Genomic DNA, 22924 nt, shown 5'->3' with positions numbered 1-22924 from the left:
TTTGTTGCGCCGCACAAAGTTTTTTGGCGTCGACGCCTCAGGCGGCCCGGCGTGCCCCGGGACGCCCGCGGTTGCTGTTGCTGCGGTTCTGGCCGCCGCCACCGCCGCTGCGTTGTCCGCGGCCACCGCCACCGCCACCGCCCAGCACCGGCGGCCGCTGCGTCGAATTCCTCGCCGCCTCCGAATGGTGCGGATGGTCGGCGAACACCGCGATCGACTGGCCGATCTCGCGCTCGATATCGCGCAGCCAGGCGCGCTGCTCGGCATCGCACAGCGAAACCGCCCAGCCTTCGCGACCGGCACGCGCCGTCCGGCCGATGCGATGGACATAGCTCTCCGGCACGTTCGGCAGATCGTAGTTGAAGACGTGGCTGACATCGTCGACATCGATGCCGCGGGCTGCGATGTCGGTCGCCACCAGCACCTTCACCGCACCCGACCGGAAGCCGGCCATCGCCCGCTCGCGGGCACCCTGCGACTTGTTGCCGTGGATCGCCTCGGCCGAGACGCCGGCCTTGACCAGGAACTCGGCGACCTTGTTGGCCTCGTGCTTCATCAGCGTGAACACGATGGCACGCGCCACCTTCGGCGACTGCACCAGCATCAACGTCGCCGCCTTCTTGTTGGCGTCGTCGACGAACATCACCGCCTGGCGGATCTTCTCGACGGTGGTGGAAGGCGGCGTCACCTCGACCCGCGCCGGATCGCGCAGCAGGCCGCCGGCGAGTTCGGCGATGCTGCGCGGCATGGTGGCCGAGAACAGCAGCGTCTGGCGCTCCTTCGGCAGCATCGACACCACGCGGCGGATGTCGCGCACGAAGCCCATGTCGAGCATGCGGTCGGCTTCGTCCAGGACCAGCACCTCGACCGTGGAGAGGTCGATATGACCCTGCCCGATCAGGTCGAGAAGACGGCCGGGTGCCGCCACCAGCACATCGACACCGCGACGCATGGCATCGACCTGGCGGCCCTGGCCGACGCCGCCGAACACCACCGTATGCGACAGCCGCATATGGCGCGCATAAGTCACGAAGCTCGCATCGATCTGCGACGCCAGCTCCCGGGTCGGTGCCAGCACCAGCACGCGGGCCCCACGCGCGGGCGCCGGATGGCGATGGGTGGAGAGCCGGTGCAGGATCGGCAGCGCGAACGCCGCGGTCTTGCCGGTGCCGGTCTGGGCGAGGCCGAGCAGGTCACGGCCGTGCATGAGGTAGGGGATCGCGCCCGCCTGGATCGGCGTGGGCGTGGTGTAGCCTTCTTCGGTCAGGGCGCGCAGCAACGGCTCGGAAAGCTTGAGGTCGGCAAAACTTGTCATTCGGGGCGCCTCCTGGCGCCGGGCTCAGGCAGGCTTCCGCCGCAGTGCGGTCGGGCCGGCCATCGAGACAGAGAGGAATATCAGGCGGACAGGGGGTCCACCGGCTGGACGAGCACGAACGCAGGCAGGGATGCCGGGCGACAGGCTCAATTGGTCTGTGCAGTCGTTCGTGCTGTTCCCCAGAGCACGGTGCTTGCACCATGCTCCTTGTTAGGGTGTGACAGAGCAGCCTTGTGCTGCTCTGTGCCGGCATGCCGTCCGCGCCAGGCACACCCTTCAAGGGATCGTTACGACGCGCGCGGTGCGTCGCAGCCGTATGTAACGGCTTCAGGCCGCGGATTCAAGTATTTGTGCAGTGCGGTCGGAATCAGCGGCCGCGCGCTGCTCCAGGGCTCGGGGGGGCGTCCGGGCCGCGCACCGGCTTGGTCAGGGATGCCAGCCCGCCTGCCAGGAACTCGGCCTGTTGCCGGATGTCCGGCACCGCGGTCATTTCCCAGAATGTGCCCTTGGTCACCGGCCCCACGGCGAACAGCCGCCGCGAGATCGAGCCGTCCTTGCCGAGGGTGGCACAGTTCGCCGTGACATCGAGGCCCAGGCAGAGCGGATCCGGCCGCACCAGCCCCTTGGCCAGCAGCGAGCGCACCAGCGGATCGCGGATCCGGCTGTAATCGGCGTCCGGGCCGGCACAGTTGACCACCCGGCCCGCGGTGATGCTGTCCAGCCCGTCACCGAAGCGTGGCCGGTAGTCGATGCCGATCAGGCCGTCCGGTCGCTGGCGATACTCGCGTATGCGGCCGGCCCGTATCTGCAGTTGCCCGCTGGCCCGCGCCGCGTCGATCCGGTCGGCGACGGGGCCAGCGACACGATGGCGATGCACGTCCCACCACGGCCGCATGTGGCGCAGGAACCGCGCCCGGTCCCTGGTACACATGGCCTGCCACAGCTCGGTGGTGATCGGGCGCAGCTCGTCGATGACCGTGTGCCAGTTGCCGCCGAGCTCCCGGCACCGCCTGCTGCCGTCGCGCAGCGCCCGCGCGAGCTCGTTGACCCGGGTCGGGAAGCTGTCGGATTCCGGCATGTCGGGCGGCGGCAGGCTGGAGGCGTGGCGGTGCGGCACCAGGCCGCGCCGGGACAGCGCGGTGATCGGGCCGCGATGGCCCTGGTCGAGCAGCGAGATCACGGTATCGATGGTGGTGAGCCCGGTGCCGATCAGCAGGACGGGCAGGTCCGGATCGAGATCGTCAAGCGTGTCGGCGGCCCAGGGGTCGGGGCGGTAGGACGGGCTGTCATAGAACGACATGTCGGCGACCGGCGGCGGGGCCGGCGGGAAGTTGCCGATCGCCAGCACGGCGCGGTCGACCTCGACACTGCGGTTGCGATCCAGCGTCAGGCTGAGGCCGCCGCCGTTCGGGGCGATATCGGTGACGTCGCCGCGTATCAGTTCGAACTGGTCGCCATGGTTGCGCGCCTTCACCTCCTGGTTGAGCAGGTGGCGTATGTAGCGGCCGAACATCCGGCGCGGCACGAACGTGGTCGCGGTCGCCTCCACCCCGGACAGCTCCTCCGGCGGCAGCCCCTGCAGCCATTGCAGGAAGTCGAGCGGGCGGGAGTGGAACGCGCTCATCTTGCCGGCCGGCACGTTCAGGACATGCGAGGAATTGCCGGTGGAGTAGGCTGGCCCGCGGCCGAACTGCGCATTGCGTTCGATCAGCACCACGCGCGTCTGCGGCGGCACGCGCTGGAGCAGGTGCAGGGCCAGCAGGGTGCCGCTGAACCCGGCGCCGACGATGGCGAGTCCCGGCGAGAGCGGGCCCAAGGGGCCGTCGAAGGCCAGCGGCGTATGGCCGGCCTGGATCTCGGCCGGTTGGATCGCCTTGTCCTGGGCGGTCATGCGGCGGGACTGGAGGCCGGAGGGAATTCGTGGCGCACTATGGTGCTCTCCCGCTCGCAGAGGTGTCCCGATGCGCGGTGCGGCGCAACCGCCCGGACGGATGCGGATGCCGTGCCCCTGATGTCCCCGACGCCCGCTGCAAAAAGAAGCAGGTGGCCGCAGGCGGGTAAAGCGAAATTAACTTGAGTCAGAGTGATAAACTTGAATGACAGTCTGGCAGCTTCGACCAGAAACGGGCGTTCAACCTGCGATCCCGACGCCACCGGCGAGTACCCGGTATTCAAGCGAGACGATCAACGGGATCACGACATACTGGATCAGTAGCAGCACCACGAGCGGCGACAGGTCGATATTGCCGAAGTTCGGCATCACCCGCCGGACCGGCGCCAGGACCGGGTCGGTCACCCGGTTGAGGAAGTTGCCGATTGTCCAGACCGCGCGGTTTCGTGTGTCAAGGACCCCGAATGCGAACAGCATGCTGAACACGCAGGACAGGATAAGCACCCAGCTGAACAGCCGTATCACAAGGATGACCAGGTCGAACAGATTGGCCAAGAGCAAGGAACAGCGCCTCCCGAACAGGCCGGGAACCTAGCGACGCCGGCAGGTCTAGGCAATCCGGCGTTGCGGTCCGTCGGCCGGGTCGCGGCATGACCCTTGACTTGATCTTGACGTTGGCTACTTTCCGCCGCCTGCACGGCGGGGCTGTAGCTCAGTTGGGAGAGCGCCTCGTTCGCAATGAGGAGGTCAGGGGTTCGATTCCCCTCAGCTCCACCACCGCCGCGCCACGCCGCTCCAACTAGCTGGCTTCCGACGTGATGGCCGTCAGAAACCGGTTGACCTCCTCGCGCAGGGTGCCGGTCTCGGTGCCGATCGCGGTCGCCCCGACCAGCACGACCTGACTGGCCGACCCGGCGTGGCCCGCGACCTGGACAACCTGGCCCATCGCGCGTGCCGATTGTGCCGTGGCGCCGGACACGGCCTGCACGGACCCGGCGATCTCGTGGGTGGTGACGCTCTGCTCCTCGATCGCGGCAGCCATGGAGGTGGTGGTGGACGCCATGCCGCGGATCATCTCGCAGATCTCGTTCACGGCGATGACGGTGGCGTCGGTTGCACTGCGGACGGTCTCCACCTGCTTGCCGATTTCCGCCGTGGCGTGCGCCGTCTGCTGGGCCAGTGCCTTGACTTCGCTGGCCACCACCGCAAAGCCCTTCCCGGCCTCGCCGGCGCGGGCCGCCTCGATGGTGGCGTTGAGCGCCAGCAGGTTGGTCTGACCGGCGATGGAGTTGATCAGGCCTACGGCCTGCCCGATGCGAACCGTGGCGGCGGCAAGACCTCCTATGGTGACCTGGCTGGCCTCCGCTCGCGAGACCGCCTGCCGCGAGGTGGCCGCCGCGGACGACACCTGACGCGCGATCTCACCGTAGCTGGCGGTCAGCTCCTCCACCGCGGCGGCGGTGGTGTGCAGGTCGTGCGAAGACTTCTCGGCCCCCGCCGACGTGTTCGAGGCTTCCCGATGCACGGCGGATGCGGCGTCCGTCATCGCGTCGGCCGCCCGCTTCATCTCATTGGACGAGGAGCTCAGCCGGATCATGACGGCGTTCACGGCGTTGCCGAACCGGCCGGTCTCCTGCTCCATCGCGTCCTGGCGGCGCGCAAGGGCCACACGCAAGGCGACCTGTTCGGCCGTCAGGCGCTCGGTCTCGACCATGTTGTCCTTGAACACCTGGACCGCGGCCGCCATGCCGCCGATCTCGTCGCCTCGCTCGACGCCGGGGATGACGACCGCAAGGTCCTTCTCGGCCAGGCGGCGCATCGCCCGCGTCATCGACGCGATCGGCAATGATATGTTGAGGATCATCAGCCATCCGATGCCACAGGCGGCGACGGCCAGCATTGCGAGCACGGTCCCGATCAGCTGCTTCGACCTGGCGCCCCCGGCGACGGCGTCGGCCACGGCCTGCGTGCCTTGCGCATCCTGGAAGGCGACGCTGGCACCGATGGCTTGCCGGAACCGCTCGGCCGCCGCCGGCGCCTGGCTTGCCAGCAGGTTCGCCGCCTCCTGGTGCGCGCCGTTCCGGTCGAGCGCGAGCACCCGTTGCAGGCTGGCGTCGTAGAGTTTCCACTGCACCTGCTCGAGGTCGGCGAGATGCTGCTCTTCGCCCGGATCGACGCCGTTGCGTTCGTAGCTCGCCCAGCGCGCGCCAATGTCCTGGCGCATCTGTCCAAGTGTCGACAGGCTGTCGCGCCTGCCGGCGTCGGTTGAGGCATCGTGCTGGTTCACCGCCAGGGATAGCAGGCGTTCGCCATCCTGGGCCACGTGGCTGAGATTGCTCGACGCCACGACATTGGTGCCGATGAGCCCGGAAAGACCGCTCTGGACACCCGTCTGCCGCATGGCGAACAGCCCGAGCCCCAGGTTGAAACTGAGCAGGGTGCCGAGGACGACGATGATTTTGACACGGATGCTGAAACGGCTGAGAAAATGGAGCATCGATCCGCCTGACTGCTGACCCGCCGCATCGAACGTCTGCATCAGCCTCGATCCGCGGGCGGGACCGACTTCTACCTCCGGTGGGGTTAACCAATGGCTAAAGCATGTCGCGAAGCTACCGCCGGTCGAGCGCCACCGGGGTTCCGGGCCGCCTGCAGCGCCCTCGCAACCACAGCCTCCCGGGCCCGGCCCGCGGGTCACCCTCCACGGCGGCGCCATCTAGTCAGCAGCACCTCGCTTGGCCATAATGCGGGCTCGGTGCTTCTTCCAGCCGGGTAGTTCGTCTTCCAAAGCGGCCTTTCTTCCTGTGAGCGAGCAATATGGGCTGTCACCGTGACGGCCTCCGAATTTCAGGAGAACGGATCATGCCAAGCGGCACCGTGAAATGGTTCAACGCGACCAAGGGTTTCGGCTTCATCCAGCCCAGCGACGGCTCCAGCGATGTGTTCGTGCACATCTCGGCGGTCGAGCGCGCCGGCTGGAGCAGCCTCAATGACGGACAGAAGGTCAGCTTCGACCTGGAATCCGGCCAGAAGGGCCGCATCTCTGCGGTGAACCTGAAGGCCGATTGAGGTCACGACGGGGCATGCTGCCGACGGCCCGTCCGCGGCAGCATTCCTGCCGCTGGTTTGCGGCAGCTTTCAATCCGGCTAACCAAGGTTGGCCCGGTTAGCCAAGGTTGGCGCAGAGGCAAGCAGCCGGACCGACGCCCGGCTGACCGGGATGCGGCGTCCCCAGCGCACGCCGGCTTCGGATCATTCGTGACAGCGCGCGCCACGTGATGCGACACCAGTCCTGATCAAGAGGGCGCAACCGGCTCAACTGCGCGCACGCGCAGCCAGGCGGCCCAGGCCACCGTGTGCCTGATCCGGCAGGGCGGCGCGCATGTGATCTTCCTCGACGCGCAGCGCCTTTCACGGGCGGACGTGCAGGCGCGATTCGCGGATGCGACGCTGCACTCCGGCTTCAGCGCCGGCATCGCCCTGCGCGGCAAGTGGGCAGACGGCCATTACGCGATCGGCATCATCGTCCGTGTCAACGGCGCAGCCGGCTTCCAGCTGTCGGACACGCGCACGCAGATCGCCGATAGCGGCGTGGTGGCAATCGCACGCGGGCGCTGCGACGAGGATACCGTCCTGCGGTGCTTTGCGTGCGTGTTTGCAAGCGGGCCGGCAGCGAGGAAATCCCTTGTCGATACGGAAGCAGTCGCGAAACGGCACCGTATCGTGTAGGAAACGCGAACTGCCGGGGAAAGAATTTCCCCGCGGAGGTCCATCTGCATGTCGGGAGCACTCGCGCCGGAAGGCATCAGGCTCGTCATCTGGGACCTCGACGAGACCTTCTGGCACGGCACCCTGACCGAAGGCGGCATCACCCGCAACGAGGTTGCAGTGCGCACCGTCGTGGCCCTCGCGGGCCGAGGCATCGTGAGTGCGATCTGCTCCAAGAACGACCTCGAGCCGGTGCAGCGCATCCTCGCGGACTGGGGCCTGTGGGAGTATTTCGTCTTTCCGAGCGTGAACTGGGAGGCGAAAGGGCCGCGCATCCGGGCGCTGGTCGGTGCCATCCAGCTCAGGCCGGAGACCGTGCTGTTCATCGACGACAACCCGATGAACCGCAAGGAAGCCGCGCATTTCGTGCCCGGCCTGCTGACCGCCGGCGAGACCGTCATCGGCGCGATGCTCGACGATGCCCGTTTCGCAGGCAAGGACGACGCCGCACTGACCCGTCTGGCCCAGTACCGGCTGCTGCAGGCGCGGCATGCCGACCTGTCGTCGTCGGGCTCGGACGTCTATGAGTTCCTGCGCGGCAGCGGCATCACCGTGGAGATCGAGCACGATGTCGAGGCCCATCTCGACCGGGCGATCGAGCTGGTCAACCGCACCAACCAGCTCAACTTCATCAAGGCGCGGCTGCCGGAGGCGATCGAGGCGGCCCGCAGCGCGCTCCGCGACCACCTGGGCCACTTCTTCGTCCAGGCCGGCCTCGTGCGCGTGCGCGACCGGTACGGCGACTATGGGTTTGTCGGTTTCTTCCTGCAGCATCGCGGCGCCGCGTTCCAGGACCTCGCGTACTACTGCTTCTCGTGCCGCATCCTCGGCATGTATGTGGAGACCTGGCTGTACCGCAGGCTTGGGCGCCCAAACCTGAAGCTGTCCGGCGACGTCCTGACCGATCTCGACGACGACAGCGTGCCCTGTGACTGGATCAGTCTGCACGATCCCGAACACGCCGCCGGTGCGCTTGCCCCCAGCGTCGGCACGATGTTCATCGGCGGCGGCTGCGACCTGGAAGCGGTGGCACACTACGTCAACATCCAGGCCGGCCAGTTGCACCTGCGCCTGAACACCAGCCGGGCCGGGATCGAGGTACGCCGCGACCACACGCAGATCCTGCGCTACGCCGTCGATGGGATCTCGCACGCCCGCCTGCAGCCGATGCTGGCACTTGGCTACCGACAGGACGATTTTGCGCCGCTGTCGCCCGGCCTGCTGGCCGCGCCGGTGTGGCTGCTGAGTTTCTGGGCCGACGCCTATTACGAGCTCTACCGCAACCGGCAGACCCGCGACCTGGTGCCGTTCTCGCCGGCGGCGCTGGGTCATGCCAACCTGATGACGCTGCCGCCGGAAGAGCTGCAGAGCCGACAGCCGACCCCGGAGGCGTCCGCGGCGATCGACGCCCTGCGCACCCAATTCGAGGCGGCCGGACGCATCGACGAAGCCGGCTTCAAGGAGAACGTCCGCGCCATCCTGGGCGCGGCTCCGGCGGCGACCCGCATCCTGGTGCTGCTGATGGGCGAGCGGCCGTTTCCCGGCATGGACGACCTCGCCCGGCTGCATGTGCAGCATAACCGCTGGCTGCTCGACGTGCTGCCCGACTTCCCGTCGGTGACGATGCTGCCGATGGACCAGTTCGTGCTGGCACCGCAGGACCTCATCGGCCCGACGCACTACGAACGGCTGGTCTATCAACGCCTGGCGGCGAAGGTGATCGCGTTCGCCCGCGAGCATGACCCGCCGCTGGCACCGGCGACGGGTGCGAAATGGTATTTCGCAATCACCCGGGCCACGCTGGACGCGGACCCGGACCAGGGCTTCCGCGACTGCATCCGCGCCGCCGTTGCCTCGGCGCGCAGGCATACCGACCTGCGCCCGCACATGCTGTACGACGGGATCGAGGACGAGTTCACCGCCGAGATGGGCGCCGCCGGCGTCACCGTGCGGCTGCACCGCCTGGGTTTTTATGCCGCGCTGCGGGCGGCGCAGCAGCTCCAGAAGCCGGAATGGCCGGACTACATGGACACCGCCGCCGGCGCGTTCATGCGCCTCGATATAGGGCTACTGGAAAACGAGGAAGACTTCGTCCTCTATACCGACTGCGACGTGATGTTCGAGGCGGCGGTCGGCATCGACCACCTGCGGCCGGAGATCTTTGCAGCCGGCCCGCAATTCAGCACCGGCAGCTTCTTCGACGACATGAATTGCGGCGTCATGGTCATCAATGTCGCACGCCTGAAGCGCGATCGCGCCGCGCTGATCGAGTTCATGTGCGAAAACTTCGCGCGCGTCGCCGGCTACGACCAGGAACTGCTGAGGCTCTTCTACAACCAGCGCTGGGACCCGCTCTCACCGGTCTATAACTGGAAGCCTTATTGGGGTGCGGAGCCGCGCGCCCGCATCGTCCACTTCCATGGCCCGAAGCCGGCAGCCAGCCTGCGCCTGCTGCACGACGCCGACTACCGGTGCCACGACCCGGTGTTCCAGACCTGGCGGCACTGGTTCGCCGTCGACCGGTCCGGCTACGAGTACTATGTCGGGCGCTGGTCGGCCTACCTCGCGCAAGCCGCCAGCTTGAAAACCGCCAGCTTGAAAACCGACATCCTGCAGGCGCACGCCGGATGAAGGCGCTGATCTGCAGCGGTGGGCGCCATGAGTCCGACGCCAACGCCCAGGTGCGACGCTGCATCATGGATGGCTGGATCGAGTGCCTCGGCCATGACAACGTCATGAGCGCCAATATCAGCGGCGCCGCCGCGGTGATCGCCGCGACCGGGCCGGACCTCGTGATCGGCATCGGCTCCTACCTGCCGGAGAGCACGTATTTCGGCGAAGTCACCCGGGAGGCGCATCGGCTGGGCAAGACCACCCTGTTCTGGGCCACCGAGGATCCGTATGAGCAGGATGCCAACTACCGCATCCTGCACGATTTCGACGCGATCTTCTCGTGCGACCGCTGGGGGGTGAATTTCTACACCCATCCGAACGCCTTCCACCTGCCGCTAGCCGGGTGCCACAAGCGGCACTACGTCCCGATCGATGCGGAGCGCCGTAAGCAGATCGACGTGCTGTTCTGCGGTGTCGCATTCACCAGCCGGCTGGAGATCGTCGACGACCTGCGCGCGACGCTCGCGGGCCTCAACCTGTGCTTTATCGGACCGGGATGGGGTAAGCTGGGCCACGGCTTCTCCGATCGGCGGATCGGCAACGAACAGCTGATCGACCTCTACGGGCAGACCCGGATCGTGCTCAACCTGGGCCGGAGCCTGCATTTCGAGAACCGGCGTTACATGATCACCCCGTCCTCGCCGGGGCCCCGCACCTTCGAGGCGGCGCTGGCGGGAACGGTCCAGTTCTTCCACGAGGACACCTACGAAATACGCAGGTACTTCACCGCCGACGAGGTTCCTGGCTTTTCCAACCAGACCGAGTTCGGGCAACTGCTTTCGACGTATCTGGGTGACGACGAACGCGGGTTGTGTACCGCGGAACTGGCCCAGCGACGCGCGCTGTCGGAGCACACCTACGCCCATCGCGCGTATCATGTCGTCGAGATGCTGAAGGCGAGCGGCCTGGCATGACGGTCATCTACAACACGAACTTCACCCACAACCCGAACGCGTACCTGACGCTGGCGGTGATGGATGCCGCGCGCCAGGTGTTCGGCAACACCGATGTCGTGCTGGCGGATAATCGCACCCTGGCGCCGCTGGCGGCGGGCGGCCTGCATGACGTGCTGATCTGCCTCGACGGCCAGAGGCTGCATGAGGGCCTGCTGCGCCGCGTCCGGCATGCCTTCCCGACGATGATCCTCTGGCTGTTCGAGGATCCGTTCATGCTGGACTACAACCTTCGCAACATCGCGCTGTTCGACTTCGTCCTGACCAACGACCCGAGCTGCACCGCCGCCTACGGCGCCAAGGGCCACTACATGCCGCTCGCGGCGAGCCTGCGGTTCCACCACCGCAGCATCAAGCCGGATGCCGATCTCGACTACGACATCTTCTTTGCCGGCACCATGTGGCCGAACCGCGTGCGCAGCCTGCGCCGCATCCTGACCGCGTTCCCCGATGCCCGACTGAAGCTTGTCTGCCCGACCAACGAATACCTGCCGCCGCTGCCGGGCGATCTGGCGCGCCTCGCCATCCCCTGGCCGGTCAGCCACGCCTCTTTCATCGACTTCGCCAATGCGAGCCGGGTCACGCTGACCATGTTCCGCGAATACGCCAGCCACGGCGACATCGGCCAGGCGACGGCACCGGGCCCGCGCCTGTTCGAGCTGGCCTGCAGCGGCACGGCGCAGGTCGTCGAATGCGGCGATGCCATGCAGTCCGGCCGCTTCGAAGCCCTGCACGGCATCGACCTCGTGCGCAGCGGCGAGGCGCTCGTTGGCGCCGTGCGGCGCCTCCTGCATGACCCGCTGCTGCGCGCATCGCAGGCGATCGCGGCGCAGGACTGCGCGCTGAGCTCGCAGCTGTACACGCACCGGCTGCAAGCCCTGCGCGGGATCACCGGGGGCAATTTCGGCGTCCGGACGCTGCCCGCAGCCTCGACTGCCGTCGCGCGTCGGCTCCGCGTGCTGATGTGCACGCACTCCACGATCCACAGCAACGAGTGGGGCGGTGTCGAGGTTTACCAGCAGACCGTCGCCGCCATGCTGGAGCGCCACGCCGACATCCTGTTCTGGCTGCGCCGGGACGGCCAGTGCCAGCTCGTCGACAGCGCAGGACTTGTTCTCGAGCGCTTCGACATGCATCCGATCGGCTGGCTCGACAGCCTGACCGACGCCGCCGAGGAGGCGGCCTTCGCCAACGTGCTCGGGCAGTATGGCTTCGATCTCGTGCATTTCCAGCATCTCGGGCATCACGCGGCGTCGCTGCCGATCATCGCCAAGGCCTGCGGGGTCGGGACGGTGTTCTCGGCGCATGACTTCTTCCTGGTCTGCTCGCGCTACACGCTGCTCAACCACGACCAGGTGTTCTGCGACATCGGCCACAAGGCGATCAGCGCATGCGATATCTGCCTGCGCAAGGCCGAGGACCTGCCTGCCGGCGCCCAGCAGACGCGCCGCGCCTTCATGGTCGAGGTGATCAGCGCGATCGACGTGTTCCTGTTCGGTACGCCCTATTCCGAATGGCTGATGCTGCAGGTCTATCCCGGCTTGGCGCGGCGCCGGCGCCTGGTGCTCGGCATCCCGATGCCGCGCGGGGCTGCGGCCGACGTGCCGCGGCGCCATGCCGACGCGCCGGACGGCAGGCTGGTGATCGCCGTGGTGGGCAATTTCCTGCGCGCCAAGGGCGCCGACATGGTGATGAGCCTGATCGAGGAGGCGAACCCGGCGCTGTTCCGGTTCCACCTGCTCGGCGCGGCGGAGGCGCAATATTCCGAGGTGCTGGCACGGCTGGACCGGCCCAACGTCACCTGCCACGGACGCTATGCGCCGGGCGACACCAGCCCGCTGGCACAGGCCGACGTCGCGCTGCACCTGTCGATCTGGCCCGAGACCTACTGCATTTCACTCTCGGAAATCTGGCAGGCGGGCCTGATCCCGGTGGTGAGCGATATCGGGGCGCTCGGCGACCGGGTGGAGCATGGCGTCAACGGCTTCAAGGTGCGGGTCGGCGATACGAGCGCGGTGCTCGACACGCTCGAACTGCTGCGGGCGAGCCCGGCCTTGCGGCGCGCCATACGCGCGGCACTCGGCCCGCATCTGTGGACGGATGCCTCCGACTACGCGGCCCGGCTGCTGGAAACCTATCGCTCGGTGACCGCAACGCGCCCGCTGGGCGATGCCAGGCTGGGCCTCGATGCCGGCCAGCTGCACCTGCTGCCGCACGCCACCTGGAAGAGCCTGGCGCCGCCGCGACACATCTTCGATCCCAGCCGGCGTTCCGGCATACGGCTGGAACTGCCGGCGTCGATCCAGGACTGGAGCCATGTGCAGGGCTCGGAGGTCTATATCGATTCCGTCTGCGGCGTCGCGCCCGCGATGCTGGCGCAGGGCCGCTTCCCGCCGGCGGCCGAGTTGCTGGTGAGCGGCTGGAGCTTCGTCCCCGACCTCGGCTTCGACGGCCAGGTGCAACTGGCGCTGGTCGGCGAGGCGACTGCCGCGCCCGGGCTGCAGGCGGCGGTGATCTTCTGTCCGGCGTCGCGGGACGTGCGCGACGACATCATGGCGAGCTTTCCCACGGCACCTCGGCGGTCGGGCTTCACCGCGTGCCTCACGCTGCGCGGCAAATGGTGCGAGGGACGCTACCTGGTCGCGATCATCAACAGCTTCGGCGACCGCGCCGCCTTCTGCCTCACCGGCCTCTCGGTCACGGTGCAGGATGGCCGCATCGTCGACGCGGCCCAGCGGGCACCCTCCAACGAGGCCGTCACCCGGGCCTTCTACCGGGTCGCGGCGCAGACCGGGGAGGAGCCCGGACTGGGCCTGCCACGGGTGCCGGTCGCGCCCGGTGCCTGGCGGATCGACCAGGGGCTGCGCCACCATATCGACCGGATCAGCGGCCAGAATGGCGGTCAGATAAGCGGGGAAGCGGACCCGACCGGGTTCGGCATCGACGGCTGGGCGTTCGCCCCCGGCGCCGGCCTCGCCGGCCGGCTGTATGTGGCTCTGGTCGATCCGGAGCAGGGCATCCAGATCGTGCTGCCGGCGCCACGCGAACTGCGCGGCGACCTGCCGGCGCATTTCCCCGATGCCCCGCTGTGCGCCGGCTTTCGCGTGCGGGCTTCGCTGGGCGGCGGCGGCTGGCGCGACGGCCGCTTCGAGTGCGTGCTGGTCAACAGCGTCGCCGGCTTCGCGGCGTTGCAGGTCACCGGCTGGCGGCTGGAGATACGCGACGGCCGGATTGCTGCCAGCACCCTCGTCGAGCCGGATCCGGTGCGCAGCGCGCGGGTCTTCGATGTGCTGTCCGGTCGCTGGCAACCGGCGCTCCCAGCGCTCGCCGGGGCGGCCCCGGATGCCGCGCCGATCATCGCGGTCCGGCGCGCGTCGGCTCGCAAGCCGCTGGCCCGGCCGGAGCCGGCGCCCGGCGGCAGGCGCCGGGCCACGGTTCCCTGAGCCGAGCTGGACAAGGCTGGCTGGACAAGGCTGGCCGGCTCTGCTCCGGTTGCCGCTCCGAGTGCGACGAGGGTGAGACCCGATGCAGCCGATCCCGAATGCGTTCAAGGCACGCCTGCGGCAACCGGGTGCGCAGATCGGGCTCTGGCTGGCGCTCGCCGACGCCTACCCGGCGGAGATCTGCGCCGGCGCCGGCTTCGACTGGCTGGTGGTCGATGGCGAGCATGCCCCGAACGACCTGCGCTCCATCCTGGCGCAGCTGCAGGCGATCGCGCCCTACCCGTCGCATCCGGTGGTGCGGCCGCCGGTCGGCGAGACCTGGATGATCAAGCAATTGCTGGATATCGGCGCCCAGACGCTGCTGGTGCCGATGGTCGAGACCGCCGAGCAGGCCGCCGCCCTGGTCGCGGCCACGCGCTACCCGCCGGAGGGCGTGCGCGGGGTGGGCGCCGCAATCGCGCGCGCGTCCCGCTTCGACCGGCAGCCCGGCTACCTGCATGCGGCGGGAGCGGAGATCTGCCTGCTGGTGCAGATCGAGACCCGCCTCGGCCTCGACAACCTCGACGCGATCGCCGCTACCCCCGGCGTGGACGGGCTGTTCATCGGGCCGGCCGACCTGTCGGCGTCGCTGGGCTTTCTCGACAACCCGACCGCGCCCGCGGTGCAGGCGGCCATCGAGGACGCCATCCGCCGGATCAGCCGGGCCGGCAAGGCGCCCGGCATCCTGATGGGGGACGAGGCGCTGGCCAGGCACTACATCGAGCTGGGTGCGCGCTTCGTGGCGGTCGGCACGGATGTCGGCCTGCTCGCGCGTTCCGGCAGCGCCCTGGCCGCCGGGTATGGGGCGGTGTCCTCGGAAGCGTCCGGCACGCGAACCTACTGAAGCCGTTCCTTCTCACCCTTGGTCTGAGGTAAGCTCCGGAACACACTGGATACAGCCTGATGACCGTCGCCTTCGGCAGCCGCTTCTTCTCGGAACGACTGGCCTCTCCGCGCATGCAGGCGATCGCCAGGCGCCGCGTCGCGGAAGTGCTGGCGATCGGCCTTGCGCTGGCGTCGATCACCGCCCTGGTCGCCCTGGTGAGCTACACTGCGCGCGACCCCTCGCTCGATACCGCCACCAGCGCGGCGCCCTCCAATCTCGCCGGCGCTCCCGGAGCCATCCTGGCCGACCTGCTGATCCAGGGGTTCGGCCTCGCCGCGGCGCTGCCGCCTCTCGCCCTGCTCGGCTGGGCCTGGCGGATCGGCTCGCATCGTGGCCTCGGCAGCCTGGCCCTGCGGGTGATCGCGCTGCTGTGCGCCTTGCCCGCAGCCGCCGCGACGCTGTCGGCGCTGCCCGTGCTGATGCACACGCCAGCGCTGCGCTGGCCCGGACCGGCGGGGCTCGGCGGCGCGATCGGCCAGTCGCTCGCCGGCATCGCGCTCAGGGCCGGACACGACATGCTCGGCGTGGCCGGCGCTCCGGTCGCCTGGGTGCTGTGCGCCATGCTCGCCCTGGTGCTCTCGCCGCTCTCGCTTGCCCTGTCCGCCGGCGAATGGCGCGCGGCCGGGCGCGGTGCGCGCCAGGCGGCGCGGTTTTCCACCCGCCCGAGCCTGCGCTTCGGAGGCCAGGACGAGTTCGCACCCGCACGGCGGCCCCGGCGCGCGCGCGCCGACCGCCGCCGTTTCGAGCTGCCGGCATGGCTACGGCGCCGGCCGGAGGTTTTTGGTGACGGCACGATGCGCGACGCCGACCTGCTGGACCGGGCGTCACCGGGTCCCTCGCCGTTCGCGGTGCGCGCCCGGGAGGCCGGGCTGCCGGGGGGCACCGGCATGGGCCACGCGGCGCTGATGCGGCGTGACCCGGTGGTGCCGCCGTCGGGTGCATCCTCGCGGAGCAGCGCCCGCGACCGGCGGGAGCCGAACCTGCAGCCCGGATCCGGCGCCGGGCCGTCGCTGCAGGGCGGCGGCTACATGCTGCCGCCCGGTGCCGGCGACGACCATGACGAGGTGCCGATCCTGCCGCTCCGCTCGGCGGCCGCCCGCGCCGCGGCCCGGCGTGCCGCCGATGCAGCCGCGCCGGCCTCGCCCGCCGCGCCGTCCGCCCGGGAGCGGCGAGCCGCCGGCCAGCCTGCCGGCGATCCGGTGCCGGTGCCGCTCCGGGAGGGCGCGCTGATGTCGATACGCAAGCTGCTCGGCGGCCGTAGCGAGCCCGCTGCCACCGGCGCCCCGGGCGCTCAGGCCCGTTCCACCGCCGACGCGGCGGCCGCATCCCGCGCGCCGCAGCCGGCCACGCCACGAGGCCGCATCGCCGAACCGGACGCCGACGGCTGGACGCTGCCGCCGCTCTCCCTGCTGAAGGCCGCTCCGACGCGTGCCGCCACCGGCCCGTCGCCGGAAAGCCAGCAGGCCAATGCGCGGCTGCTGGAGACGGTGCTGTCGGATTACGGCGTGCAGGGCGCGATCGGCGAGATCCATGCCGGCCCGGTGGTGACATTGTACGAGCTCGAGCCGGCGCCCGGCATCCGCTCGGCGCGCGTCATCGGTCTCGCCGACGACATCGCGCGCTCGCTGTCGGTCACGGCGGTTCGCATCGCCACCGTGCCCGGCCGCAACGTGATCGGCATCGAGGTGCCGAACGCCCGACGCGAGACGGTGTATTTCTCGGAGCTGCTGGATTCCGAGGCCTGGCACGCCAACCCGTCGCGCCTGTGCCTCGCACTCGGCAAGGACATTTCCGGCGCCCCGGTCTATGCCGACCTCGCCCGCATGCCGCATCTGCTGATCGCCGGCACCACCGGCTCCGGCAAGTCGGTCGGGGTGAACGCGATGATCCTGTCGCTGCTGTACCGGCTGTCGCCCGAGGAGTGCCGGCTGATCCTGATCGACCCGAAGATGCTCGAATTGTCGATCTATGACGGCATCCCGCATCTGATGGCGCCAGTGGTGACCGAGCCGGCCCGCGCGGTGACCGCGCTGAAATGGACGGTGCGCGAGATGGAGCGGCGCTATCGCGGCATGAGCCAGCTCGGCGTACGCAATATCGGCGGCTACAACGAGCGGGTCGCGGTCGCGCGCGAGCGCGGCGAGGTGCTGATGCGCCGCGTGCAGACCGGCTTCGACCCGGAGACCGGCAAGCCGATCTTCGAGGAACAGCCGCTCACCCTGGAGAACCTGCCCTACATCGTGGTGATGATCGACGAGATGGCCGACCTGATGATGGTTGCCGGCAAGGAGATCGAGACCACGGTGCAGCGGCTGGCGCAGATGGCGCGCGCGGCCGGCATCCACGTCATCATGGCGACGCAGCGGCCGTCGGTGGATGTCATCACCGGCACCATCAAGGCCAACTTCCCGACCCGCATCAGCTTCCAGGTGATCAGCAAGTTCGACAGCCGCACCATCCTCGGCGAGCAGGGCGCCGAGCAGCTGCTGGGCCAGGGCGACATGCTGTACATGCAGGGCGGCGGCCGCATCACCCGCGTGCACGGCCCGTTCGTGGGCGATGCCGAGGTCGAGGACGTGGTGCGCCACCTGCGCCAGCAGGGCGAGCCGTCCTATCTCGACGACGTGACGTCGCCGTTCGAGGAGGATGCGGTCGGCGCACAGTCGGGCGGCGGCAATACCGGCGCTTCTGGAAACGGCCTGAACGGCGGCAATTTCGACGGCGAGGCCGGGCTGTTCGACCAGGCCGTGGCACTGGTGGCGCGCGAGGGCAAGGCCTCCACCTCGTTCATCCAGCGCCACCTGTCGATCGGCTACAACCGCGCCGCCAAGCTGATCGAGCAGATGGAGAAGGAGGGCATGGTCGGTCCCGCCAACCATGTCGGCAAGCGCGAGGTGCTGCTGCGTCGCGACGCCGAGGATTGAGCGCGGCGGAGACCTTGACCGGTCTTGCGATCTGCCTAAACCGGTGCGCGATGATCCAGGATGCCGCATGATCCGCCTTGCCTCCCTGCTCGCGACTCTGTCGCTCCTCTCGCTCGCGGCATTGCCTGCCAAGGCCGACCAGCCTCCCCCCGCTCCGTTGCCGATGCCGCCCGCGGTCCCGCTGCCGCGGGACGTGCCGTACCCGGGCGCCATCACCCTTGCCGTCGATGCGACCGACCTTGCGCATCACATCATGTCCGTGCACGAGACGATCCCGGTCGCCCGCGCCGGCGACCTGATCCTGCATTATCCGCAATGGATCCCCGGGGCGCACGGACCGACCGGTCCGATCGAGCTCCTGGCCGGACTTGCCGCACATGCCGGCGGCGCGCTGCTCGACTGGCGTCGCGATGCGGTGGACATGTATGCCTTCCATGTTCCGGTGCCGGCGGGTGCTGCCTCGATCAGCGTCGACTTCCAGTTCCTGTCGCCGGCCATCGAGAACCAGGGCCGCGTCGTGATGACGCCCGCCATGCTGGACCTGCAATGGAACATCGTCGCCCTCTACCCGGCCGGCTATTTCGCGCGCGACATCCAGGTCGCGCCCTCGCTGCGCCTGCCGTCGGGCTGGCAGTTCGCGACCGCCCTTGCCGCAACCGGCGCCGCCGATCCGGCCACCGGACGCGTGCAGTTCGCGCCGGTGCCGTTCTCGACGCTGCTCGACAGCCCGCTCTATGCCGGGCGCTATTTCGAACGCCTCGACCTCGATCCGGGCGGCAAGGTACCGGTGCATCTCGATATTGTCGCGGACCGGCCCTCCGAGCTTGCCGTGACGCCCGCACAGCTGGCGGCGCATCGCGCGATCGTGCAGCAGGCGTACCGGCTGTATGGCTCGCACCATTACGACCATTACGATTTCCTCCTCGCCTTGAGCGACGAACTCACCGACGAGGGGCTGGAGCATCACCGGTCCAGCGAGAACGCGACCGCCGGCAACTATTTCAGCGAATGGGACAAGACCGCCGACGGACGCGACCTGCTGACGCACGAATACACCCACTCCTGGAACGGCAAGTACCTGCGTCCCGCGGACCTTTGGTCGCCCGACTTCAACAGCCTGCCCGAGCGCGACAGCCTGCTCTGGGTCTATGAGGGCATGACCGAATACTGGGGCCAGGTGCTCGCGGCGCGGGCGAGGCTCTGGAGCCGCGACCAGGCGCTGGACATGCTCGCCGTCGAGGCCGCGCTGATGCGGGCCGAGGTCGGACGCGCCTGGCGTCCGCTCGAGGACACCACCAACAGCGCGATCTTCGTGCGGCGGCGCGGTCTGCCCTGGCCGGACTGGCAGCGCGGCGAGGACTACTATCTCGAAGGCGTGCTGCTCTGGCTGGACGCCGACACGCTGATCCGCGCGCGCAGCCACGGCGCGAGATCGCTCGACGATGTCGCGCGCGGCCTGTTCTCGACCAACGACGGCAGCTTCGTCACCTCGACCTACCGTTTCGACGATGTCGTGCATGCGCTCAATGCCGTGCTGCCCTATGACTGGGCCGGCTTCCTGCACGCCCGCCTCGACCGGCGCGGCGGCTCGGCGCCGCTGGACGGCCTGACGCGTGGCGGCTACCGGCTGGTGATGACCGACAAGAAGTCGCCGCTTTTCGAGTCCTTCGAGCAGGGACGCAAGATACGCGATTTCAGCTTCTCGATCGGCCTGGTGCTCAAGGACGCCAAGATCGCGTCGGTGGCCTGGAACAGCCCGGCCTACAAGGCGGGCCTGATCGAGGGCGACACGCTCGCCGGGATCGACGGGTCGAGTTTCCAGGGCGCCGACGATCTCGCCGATGCCATCACCCAGGCCAGGCAGACCGGTGCGCCGATCCAGCTTCTGGTGACGTCGGGCAGGCGCTACCGCGCGGTGCAGGTCGAGGATCGGACCGGCCTGCAATACCCGCACCTCGTGCGTGCCGGCGGCGGCCAGGCGAGCCTGGACACGATCCTCGCCGCGAAGCCGTGATGCGCGGCGCCGTTTCGCAACAAATTGGAACTGCGCCGCTGGAGCAGGAAAACAGCACCCATCGACGGCACGGATCGCGCTAGTCTCCCGCGATCCGAGGGCCGGGCCGGAGACGCCCGCCTCCCTCGGGAAGGGATGCACCGATCTGGCTTGGGATGGGGGTCGATGTCTGCACGCGGTTCATCTCCCGGCATGTCCGCTCGCGCCTCGGCGGCCCGTCGCATGGCTGGCTGCCGGAGCTGGTTCATCCTGCATGGACATGCGCGGTTCCTGCTGGCGCTGCTGCTGCTGTGCGCCGCCGCGTTGATCCTGCCGTACTGCGTGATCAGGTCGGACGCGCTCTATTGTCGGCACAGCACGGTGTTCTGGGATGCCACGGATTGTTACAAATTCGGCCTCACGAACCAGCAGGCCAGGGTCGTTTTCGTCGGCGACTCCTCGCTGACCTTCGGCGTGCGGCCGACCCTGCTGGACGCGACGGACCATCTCAGCGCCTATAATCTTGGTCTCTCCGCCGGCGCGGTGTTGTTCTCGCCCGGCCTGCTGCTCGACGACTATCTCGCCCACAACCGGCGTCCGCGCGTGATCGTGCTGTATGTCGGTCCCTGGACCCTGGTCGAGGGCCAGCCGGACATCGAGCATCTCTGGGCGGACGGTGCCCGGGTGGCGATCCGGCACGGGACGTTCGCCGACATCCGCAAGGTATTCTGGCAGGACCCGAGACGGCTGATCCAGTTGCCGGTGATCGTGCTGCAGCAGGGCGTCCGCCAGTTCAGCCCGTCCGAGAAATGGTGGGTGTGGGCCTATGCGGAGATGCAGAAGGAGCGTGGCTGGGCCGACATCCTGCGCCCGAGGAAGCCGTTCACCATGCTGGGTCCCGGCCAGCGGCCGACGCTGCCGGAGCATTGCGCGATGGCGGCCAAGCCGCTGGCGCCGCCCGACCGCGCGCTGATCGAGCAGTTCCGGCAGGCCTACCAGGGCCACGGCAGCCGGGTGCTGGTGTATGTCGCGCCAGTGCCGGTCTGTGACCCGTCCTACGCCTCGATCGTGCGGTCCTATGCCGGCGTGTCGGACAACAAGCCGCTCACGCTGCCCGGACCCGACTTCATTGACGATGGCTGGCGCGTCCACCTGACCCGGGAAGGCGCCGCCGAGGCGACCGCGCAGGTGGCGGAGTTCCTCAGGCCATACGTCGCCGGCCGCCCTGGAACGCTGCACGCCGCGTCGCCGCTCCGAAAGCGGCCCTCGTGAACGCGATCCTTCCCCAGAGCATGATGCATGCATCATGCTCTTCTTGAAGGTCGAATAGCGCAGGAAGAGGGCCATGCTGTTCAACTCCTACGGCTTCATCTTTGCCTTCCTGCCGGTCTCCGTCGTCGGTTTCTACCTCGCCGGCCTGATCCGGCACCGGCTGGCGGCCGCGTGGCTCGTGCTGTGCTCGCTGTTCTTCTACGGCTGGTGGAACCCGCATTTCCTGCTGCTGCTGGTGGGCTCGATCGCCTGCAACTACACCATGAGCCGCCTGATCGACCGCACGCGCGATCGCCCCCGTCTGCAGGCGGCACTCCTCGCTTCCGGCGTCGCCGGCAACCTGTTGCTGCTGTTCTTCTACAAGTACCTGCTGGCGTCGCTCGCCTTCCTGGGCCTGCTGCACGCGCTGCCCGCAGGCTGGGCGAGCCGGATCATCCTGCCGCTGGGGATCTCGTTCTTCACCTTCACCCAGATCGGCTACCTGATGGACGAGAAGGATGGCGTGGTGGAGCAGCACGGGCTGCTCGACTACGCGCTGTTCGTCACCTTCTTTCCGCACCTCATTGCCGGGCCGATCCTGCACAACCAGGAGATGATTCCGCAATTCGCCGATCCTCGGACCTATGCGTTCCGGGCCGAGAACCTGAGCGTCGGGCTCAGTATCTTCGCCATCGGCCTCGCCAAGAAGGTGATCATCGCCGACCCGCTGGCGGTTGCCGCCAATGCCGGCTTCGCCACGCCGCACGCGCTGAGCGCCTACGGCGCCTGGCAGGCCGTGCTCAGCTATGCGTTGCAGCTCTACTTCGATTTCTCCGGCTACTCCGACATGGCGATCGGCGTCGCCCGCATGTTCGGGATCGTGTTTCCGCTCAACTTCAACTCGCCGTACAAGAGCCGCTCGATCATCGATTTCTGGCATCGCTGGCACATGACGCTGACGCGATACCTGACCCTCTACCTCTACAATCCGATGGCCCTCGCGGTGGCGCGCTGGCGCATGGCGCGCGGCCTCGGCACCTCCCGGCAGGCCCTGCGACAGCCGGGCGCGTTCGCCGGCATGATCCTGCTGCCGATGGTCTTCACCATGACCCTGGCCGGCATCTGGCACGGTGCCGGGCTGCAGTTCCTGGTCTTCGGCCTGCTGCACGCCACCTACCTTACGATCAACCATGCCTGGCGCATCTTCGTATCCCCGCCCCGTCGGGCCGGGGATGCCGAGGCGCCGTGGTCGGTCGTGGCGGTTTCGGTGGCGCTCACCTTCCTGTCGGTCGTGGTCGCGCAGGTGTTCTTCCGGGCCGGCTCGACGTCCGGCGCCCTGTCGATGCTGGGCGGCATGCTCGGGCTGCATGCCGCCAAGGGAGCGATCCTGTTCCCGGCATGGCTCATGGGGCGCACGCACGGCGTGCTGCCGTGGCTGGTGCATCTGCGGCTGGTGGCGCTCTCCGACACGGCGAACGACCTCAAGCAGTGGCTGCTGGTCGGCATCGGCTTCGTCATGGTCTGGACGCTGCCGAACACGCAACAGATCATGGTGGACTACCGGCCGGCCCAGGGACCGGTCAGGCCGTTCCTCTGGCGCCGGGTGCGCTGGCATCCCGGCCTCGGCTGGGGTGTGGCATTGGGCGCGCTGCTCATCGGCAGCGTGTGCCACCTCGATGATCCGAGCCGGTTCCTCTACTTCCAGTTCTGACGCGCCGCCGCCGGACACCGGCCGCCGGCCGTCGCGGTCGCAGCGGCGGCCTCGGCGGCTTTGACGAGCCCCCGCAG

14 protein-coding genes and 1 tRNA gene are annotated in these 22924 nt (G+C 68.7%); 11 read left to right on the top strand and 4 right to left on the bottom strand.

Features of this window, described 5'->3' with window-relative positions; genetic code table 11:
• Positions 1-37: 37 nt before the first annotated feature.
• From ACQY4O_RS16485 to ACQY4O_RS16475, 3 genes are all read right to left on the bottom strand, one after another.
• Positions 38-1315: a DEAD/DEAH box helicase gene (locus tag ACQY4O_RS16485; RefSeq protein WP_428377425.1), complete on the bottom strand. Its 1278-nt coding sequence runs from the start codon at positions 1313-1315 to the stop codon at positions 38-40.
• A gap of 367 nt (positions 1316-1682) precedes the next feature.
• The gene (locus ACQY4O_RS16480; RefSeq protein WP_428377424.1) at positions 1683-3206 is read right to left on the bottom strand and encodes an FAD/NAD(P)-binding protein; all 1524 of its coding nucleotides are present in this window, start codon (positions 3204-3206) and stop codon (positions 1683-1685) included.
• Positions 3207-3446: 240 nt separating this feature from the next.
• A complete protein-coding gene (locus ACQY4O_RS16475) occupies positions 3447-3767 on the bottom strand; it encodes a YggT family protein (protein WP_428377423.1) in 321 nt (106 codons plus the stop codon).
• 140 nt (positions 3768-3907) lie between these two features.
• On the opposite strand from ACQY4O_RS16475, the gene ACQY4O_RS16470 reads away from it, so the two are divergent.
• A tRNA-Ala gene (locus ACQY4O_RS16470) sits at positions 3908-3983 on the top strand.
• A 22-nt stretch (positions 3984-4005) separates the two neighbouring features.
• On the opposite strand, the gene ACQY4O_RS16465 is transcribed toward ACQY4O_RS16470, so the two are convergent.
• A complete protein-coding gene (locus ACQY4O_RS16465; RefSeq protein ID WP_428377422.1) occupies positions 4006-5922 on the bottom strand; it encodes a methyl-accepting chemotaxis protein in 1917 nt (638 codons plus the stop codon).
• 146 nt (positions 5923-6068) lie between these two features.
• On the opposite strand from ACQY4O_RS16465, the gene ACQY4O_RS16460 reads away from it, so the two are divergent.
• From ACQY4O_RS16460 to ACQY4O_RS16415, 10 genes are all read left to right on the top strand, one after another.
• The gene (locus tag ACQY4O_RS16460; RefSeq protein ID WP_321985101.1) at positions 6069-6275 is read left to right on the top strand and encodes a cold-shock protein; all 207 of its coding nucleotides are present in this window, start codon (positions 6069-6071) and stop codon (positions 6273-6275) included.
• Between the two features lie 285 nt (positions 6276-6560).
• Positions 6561-6935, top strand: coding sequence for a hypothetical protein (locus tag ACQY4O_RS16455; protein ID WP_428377421.1), 375 nt, complete (start codon positions 6561-6563; stop codon positions 6933-6935).
• 48 nt (positions 6936-6983) lie between these two features.
• Positions 6984-9605: a hypothetical protein gene (locus ACQY4O_RS16450; RefSeq protein ID WP_428377420.1), complete on the top strand. Its 2622-nt coding sequence runs from the start codon at positions 6984-6986 to the stop codon at positions 9603-9605.
• Positions 9602-10561: a CgeB family protein gene (locus tag ACQY4O_RS16445; protein ID WP_428377419.1), complete on the top strand. Its 960-nt coding sequence runs from the start codon at positions 9602-9604 to the stop codon at positions 10559-10561. Before ACQY4O_RS16450 ends, ACQY4O_RS16445 begins: the two co-directional genes overlap by 4 nt.
• Positions 10558-14043, top strand: a complete 3486-nt coding sequence (locus ACQY4O_RS16440) for a glycosyltransferase family protein (protein ID WP_428377418.1) — start codon at positions 10558-10560, stop codon at positions 14041-14043. Before ACQY4O_RS16445 ends, ACQY4O_RS16440 begins: the two co-directional genes overlap by 4 nt.
• An 82-nt stretch (positions 14044-14125) precedes the next feature.
• Positions 14126-14926, top strand: a complete 801-nt coding sequence (gene hpaI / locus ACQY4O_RS16435) for a 4-hydroxy-2-oxoheptanedioate aldolase (RefSeq protein ID WP_428377417.1) — start codon at positions 14126-14128, stop codon at positions 14924-14926.
• 59 nt (positions 14927-14985) lie between these two features.
• Entirely contained in the window at positions 14986-17892 is a 2907-nt protein-coding gene (locus tag ACQY4O_RS16430) for a DNA translocase FtsK (RefSeq protein WP_428377416.1), read from the top strand.
• A gap of 67 nt (positions 17893-17959) precedes the next feature.
• A complete protein-coding gene (locus ACQY4O_RS16425; protein ID WP_428377415.1) occupies positions 17960-19906 on the top strand; it encodes a M61 family metallopeptidase in 1947 nt (648 codons plus the stop codon).
• Positions 19907-20128: 222 nt separating this feature from the next.
• On the top strand, positions 20129-21157 hold the full coding sequence (locus ACQY4O_RS16420; protein ID WP_428377414.1) for a hypothetical protein: 1029 nt from the start codon (positions 20129-20131) through the stop codon (positions 21155-21157).
• Positions 21158-21230: 73 nt separating this feature from the next.
• Positions 21231-22847, top strand: coding sequence for an MBOAT family O-acyltransferase (locus tag ACQY4O_RS16415; RefSeq protein ID WP_428377413.1), 1617 nt, complete (start codon positions 21231-21233; stop codon positions 22845-22847).
• The last annotated feature ends 77 nt before the right edge of the window (positions 22848-22924 follow it).

Source organism: Lichenicoccus sp. (genome assembly GCF_965277665.1).
GTDB lineage: Bacteria > Pseudomonadota > Alphaproteobacteria > Acetobacterales > Acetobacteraceae > Lichenicoccus.
The sequence above is the reverse complement of the archived record's forward strand: the minus strand, read 5'-3'. Positions and strand labels throughout refer to the sequence as shown.